Source organism: Butyricicoccus sp. (assembly GCF_050872565.1).
In the GTDB taxonomy this organism is placed as follows: domain Bacteria; phylum Bacillota; class Clostridia; order Oscillospirales; family Butyricicoccaceae; genus Butyricicoccus_A.
Genome location: NZ_JBNMHC010000159.1, coordinates 1 through 4,967, shown reverse-complemented (window position 1 = coordinate 4,967; position 4,967 = coordinate 1). Strand labels below are relative to the sequence as shown.

The window sequence follows — 4,967 nt, the reverse complement described above, 5'->3', positions numbered from 1 at the left end:
TCTAGTGTAGAAATACCATAATTTTTGCCGAAAATGAGAGAGATTTCGGCTTTTGTATACGAGGATGATTCATATGGTTTACAACAACGTATTAGAAGCAATGGGACATACGCCAGTGATTCGGCTTTCCCGCATGACAGAGCCAGACAGCGCACAAATCTTGGTAAAATTTGAAGGTCTGAACGTCGGCGGCTCGATTAAGACGCGCACGGCCTTTAACATGATTGCGGACGCAGAAAAGAAAGGTCTGATTCATCCGGATTCCATCATTGTAGAGCCGACCAGCGGCAATCAGGGCATTGGTCTGGCGCTCATCGGTGCCGTGCGCGGCTACCGCACGATCATCATCATGCCGGACTCAGTCAGCGAAGAACGCCGCAAGCTGGTTCGCCACTACGGCGCAGAAGTGATTCTCATCCACGATGACGGAGATATTGGCGCATGTATTGACGAATGCCTTCAGACTGCCTTGCGCATGGCAAAGGAAGATCCGCATGTCTTCGTGCCGCAGCAGTTCGCCAACCCAGCGAATGCAGAGATTCACCGCAGCCAAACTGCACAGGAAATCTTAGAACAAGTGGACTGCCGCATTGACGGTTTCTGTTCCGGTATCGGAACCGGCGGAACCATCACCGGCATCGGCGAATCGTTGCGCGCTGTCCATCCGGACATGACGATCTGGGCAGTTGAACCGGAACATGCAGCGATTTTGTCCGGCGGTTCAGTCGGCACACACTTGCAGATGGGCATTGGTGACGGACTGATTCCGGATATTTTAAATACCAAAATCTATGACCATATTGAAATTGTCACAGACGAAGAAGCATTGCAGACCGCCAAAGATCTGGCACGTCTGGAAGGCTTGATGTGCGGCATCTCAAGCGGCAGCAATGTCGCCGCGGCGCGCAGACTCGCAAAACAGCTCGGCAAAGGCAAAACCGTTGTGACGATTTTGCCGGACACGGCTGAACGCTATTTCAGCACGCCATTGTTTGCAGACTAATCCGCAAAATTTCGCATAACACCGCCTCTGTCGGTCAATACTGATTCTGAGGTGAGAACATTGATGAAGGATGACTGCACACTGCTCAATCATATCCGTCAGACAACGGAAATGGGCGCAGACGGCATCGACTCGGTGCTGCCATACACCAATGGAGAATTCCGTCAAGCGCTCAAGCAGCAGCGCACGGAATACAAAAAAATTCATGATTCCGCCGATTCTCTGCTGCAAAAACTCGGCGGCGAGCCGGAAAACGTCGGCACGTTCGCCAAATGGTCCAGCGAACTGACATCGGGACTCAAAACCATGATGGATTCCTCCGAATCCAATATTGCAGATATGATGATTCAGGGAAATACCATGGGCGTGACAAAAAGCATTCAAACCATTCGCAGCTGCGATGTACAGGATACCGCTGTTTCGCGTTTGGCAGATAAGCTGCTTGCAACCGAACGCGCCAATATCACACAAATGAAATCGTTTTTGTAAGCGCACAAACAGCCGAAGGAAAAAAATCCTTCGGCTGTTCTCTTTTTCAATACTTTGCACAAAAACGCGTGTTTTCTTAAACTGTGTTTTAAAACACACCAAATTTGTTTACAAAAGTTATACACAGTCTTTATGCAAATTTCATGCCAAATCATTGAAGGACGGTCAAATTTATGCTATGATATTTTTGTTAGCAGACAGAAACGGAGGTGGCTTTATGAAGCAAACAATGACCAATGAACCGTCCCTCCATCTTGATCTGCAATTGCGGACGGATGGAGCATTTGCAGGAATGTATCTGCCGAAGCCTGCGGCAAACGGCGATGTACATCTCATCTGGAAGCTCAAAGGCACAGGCAAAAGCGAGCGCATTAAAACCATCGCATCGTGCACCAAAGCGCAGCCTGTTTTTATCATCTGCAATGCCAACGGTTCCAACTGCACAGTTATCACAGAAAATGGCGATGAGCTTGGCAAGCTCAATAAAACCGATGCCAAGCTCTATCATCAGTACGTTGAGAAATTTCAATATCATATCTACATCAAATCCATCAAGCATGAGCTGGAAAAACCGCGCGTAAAAATCCTCGTGATTGTTCACGAAAGACCCGAACCACTGCGCACATAACGGTTAGCATGAGTAGAAAAAAAGCCTGGGAGAAAAAATTCTCTCAGGCTTTTGTGTTATTCTTCTGCCATGCGGTATCCCACACCGATTTCCGTGCGGATGTAATACGGCTCTGCCGGATTATCCTCTAATTTTCTGCGAATATGTGCCATATTTACGCGCAAAATGCGGTTATTGTCTACGGCATACGGTCCCCAGATGCGGCTGATAATATAATCATAGGTCAGCACACGCCCCGGACGGCGCGCAATCAATTCGACGATCTTGTATTCGATCTGTGTCAAATGGACTTCTTCTCCCCGCAATGTGACTTTGCGGCGTTCAAAATCCACTGTGAGATCGCGCACACTGTAGCTGCCGCGCGGCATATCTTCGCCGGATTCCAGCTTTGCTTGATGGCGCAGCGCGGTGCGAATGCGGGCAAGCAGCTCAGATGTACCAAACGGTTTGGTGATATAATCATCCGCGCCAAGATCCAAGGCTTCTACCTTCTGGTTTTCTTCTTCTCTTGCAGAAACAACAAGCACCGGAACACCAGACCACTCACGCAGCCAGCGCAGGAGTTCCAATCCGTCCATATCCGGCAGACCCAAATCCAGCAGAATCAAGCGCGGACAATGGGAATTGATAATAGAACGCGCGAGCGTGCCCGTCGATGCCTGCAAGGTATGGTATCCATTGGCGGACAAAATGGTCATGAGCACATGTGCAATCGGCTGTTCATCTTCTACAATTAAAATGGTCTCCCCATTCATTTACGATTCCTCCTCCAACGGCAGAGTAAATAAGAATTGTGCACCGCCATCCGGATGATTGACTTCCCAAATGCTTCCGCCGTGCGCGGAAATAATGGAACGGCACAGGGTCAGCCCAATGCCCAAACCGCCGCGGCGGCTGTCCGGCTGTGCTTGCACGGAGTCAAACAGCTGCTGCTTTTTGTCCTCCGGAATGCCCGGTCCAAAGTCTCTGACCGAAAACTCGGCCAAATCTCCATTGCGGCGCAGACCAATGTCAATCGGTGTCTGTGCATAGCGCACGGCATTTTCCATGAGATTGATGAGTACCTGTACAATCAGTGTCGCGTCCATTGGGACAAACAGCATGTCCTCTTCCGGCAGATCTACACGAATCTGTGCATCCGGAAACCGTTTTTTGCATCGCGATACGGCTTCCACGATAACTTCTTCCGCTGCCTCTTCGGACTTTTTCAATTCCGTCGTCTGAGAAACGCGCGTGACAGACAGCAGATTTTCTACCATACGCAGCAGCCATTCTGCATCCTCATGAATATCCGAGGCGAGTTTACGCATTTCCTTTGCGCCGATGCTCTCGCCGTTTTCTTCAATTGCCGCCGATGCACCGATAATGCCGGTCAACGGTGTGCGCAGATCGTGCGAGATCGAGCGAAGCAAATTGCTCCGGAGCTTTTCTCTGTCGGCAGTCATCGCCGCGCGATTGCGCTCTTCTGCCAAACGCTGCCGCTCCAACGAGATACCCGTCTGTGCCAGCATAGCTTTGACATACTCTTGCGTTTCTTCCTTTGCCAAATCATTGCTCCACAGCAGGCCCACACAGCCCAGCATTCCGCTGCTGCCCGGCACCGGAATATAATGAAACCGCGCATACGGAGAATGTACGGTGCCGACACCGGTATCGCACGCCTCACGGAAGCAATCGGAAATCGCGCTGTGTTCAATGGAGTCTGAGACAAAGCCGCCGATTTCTCCGACGACGCGCTCTCGATTTTCACGGATGTCATTTTCATCCTCTAAATACAAAACCGGACAGCCCAGCTGCTCATGCAGATACTGCATAGCTAAATCAATCATCTGATCGGCATTTTGTGCACTGGCAAGCTTTTGAGAAAAATTATACAGTCTCCGCGTATGTTCTTCGCTTGTCTTTGCCCGGTATGCCTGCAATTTCACGCTGCCCGTCGTCGCACTGGTCACAACGGCGATGAGTGCCATGGAAGCAAAGATAATCGGATAGCCCGCCGATGTAAAGTTAAAAGCAAAAAACGGATCGGTAAATGCATAGTTGACGGCAAATACACCGATAATCGAGGCGACAATGCCCCAAACATAGCCATCTGTCACCCGCGCTGTCAGCAGAACAGCAAGCGTAAATACCGCCGTGACATTGGCAGAGCTCTTGGAATAATGCACCAGCAGCGAGGACACCAGACACGCCACAAGAATAATGCCAAGCGTAAATCCCAGATCCAGCACATTTTTCCGGCTGATCGAAATCGACTGCTGTTTCTTTCGTTTTTTCTCACCCATTCAGGATTTCCCTTCTTTCAGCTGCGATCCAACGAATTCGACAGCTTTTATTTCTTTTGCTTCTATTATACCAATCACACCCTGTCGAAACAAGCACTCTTGCGTTAAGGATTTGTTTCGTCAACTGAAATTTCTCTGTCATATTGACCGATTATTTCCGAATTTCTCTCCATAATTTCGGGAATAAATCTCCATTTTCTCTCAGATTTCCGATATATTTGTTAAAACCTATTTGCATTTTCAATTTTTATGCTATAATATGGAGAGACACAGGAGGAACACCTATGGATAATATTTTAAAACCAGTTCTGATCGGCGTTATTATTATTTTGGCCGTACTTATTATCTGGAAGGCAAATCGCTTCACGACAGCCGACCAGCCTGAAAAAGAAACTACCAATTCCCCAGAGCCGAAGAAAAAAGCTCCAGCTCGCGCAGCTTCTTCTACCCCGCTGGAATTTTTCATCGTGTATCAGGGTCGTCGCGTGCCGGTAACGCACTACCCGTTTACTATCGGCAGCCGCAACGACAACGATTTGATTGTCACCGACTCCACCGTTTC

The 4,967-nt window shown here is 49.1% G+C and carries 6 protein-coding genes; 4 read left to right on the top strand and 2 right to left on the bottom strand.

Annotated features, from left to right (window positions below):
• Window positions 1-73: 73 nt before the first annotated feature.
• The 3 genes from cysK (at window position 74) to ACR0P9_RS07510 (ending at window position 2,120) form a co-directional block, all read left to right on the top strand.
• Complete coding sequence (gene cysK, locus ACR0P9_RS07520; RefSeq protein WP_432618837.1) at window positions 74-1,003, top strand: cysteine synthase A; 930 nt, start codon at window positions 74-76, stop codon at window positions 1,001-1,003.
• Between the two features lie 63 nt (window positions 1,004-1,066).
• Window positions 1,067-1,492: a hypothetical protein gene (locus ACR0P9_RS07515; RefSeq protein WP_432618835.1), complete on the top strand. Its 426-nt coding sequence runs from the start codon at window positions 1,067-1,069 to the stop codon at window positions 1,490-1,492.
• 217 nt (window positions 1,493-1,709) lie between these two features.
• Complete coding sequence (locus ACR0P9_RS07510) at window positions 1,710-2,120, top strand: hypothetical protein (protein ID WP_432618833.1); 411 nt, start codon at window positions 1,710-1,712, stop codon at window positions 2,118-2,120.
• 56 nt (window positions 2,121-2,176) lie between these two features.
• On the opposite strand, the gene ACR0P9_RS07505 is transcribed toward ACR0P9_RS07510, so the two are convergent.
• On the bottom strand, window positions 2,177-2,875 hold the full coding sequence (locus ACR0P9_RS07505) for a response regulator (protein ID WP_432618832.1): 699 nt from the start codon (window positions 2,873-2,875) through the stop codon (window positions 2,177-2,179).
• On the bottom strand, window positions 2,876-4,405 hold the full coding sequence (locus tag ACR0P9_RS07500; protein ID WP_432618830.1) for a sensor histidine kinase: 1,530 nt from the start codon (window positions 4,403-4,405) through the stop codon (window positions 2,876-2,878).
• Window positions 4,406-4,689: 284 nt separating this feature from the next.
• On the opposite strand from ACR0P9_RS07500, the gene ACR0P9_RS07495 reads away from it, so the two are divergent.
• A partial coding sequence (locus ACR0P9_RS07495) for a hypothetical protein (protein WP_432618828.1) occupies window positions 4,690-4,967 on the top strand: 278 nt, incomplete at its 3' end.

What these genes read in the sequence shown, in the direction of transcription:
- ACR0P9_RS07515 (WP_432618835.1), top strand. Translation starts at nt 1,067, where the DNA reads ATGAAGGATGACTGCACACTGCTCAATCATATCCGTCAGACAACGGAA.
- ACR0P9_RS07510 (WP_432618833.1), top strand. Translation starts at nt 1,710, where the DNA reads ATGAAGCAAACAATGACCAATGAACCGTCCCTCCATCTTGATCTGCAA.
- ACR0P9_RS07505 (WP_432618832.1), bottom strand. Translation starts at nt 2,875, where the DNA reads ATGAATGGGGAGACCATTTTAATTGTAGAAGATGAACAGCCGATTGCA.
- ACR0P9_RS07500 (WP_432618830.1), bottom strand. Translation starts at nt 4,405, where the DNA reads ATGGGTGAGAAAAAACGAAAGAAACAGCAGTCGATTTCGATCAGCCGG.
- cysK (WP_432618837.1), top strand. Translation starts at nt 74, where the DNA reads ATGGTTTACAACAACGTATTAGAAGCAATGGGACATACGCCAGTGATT.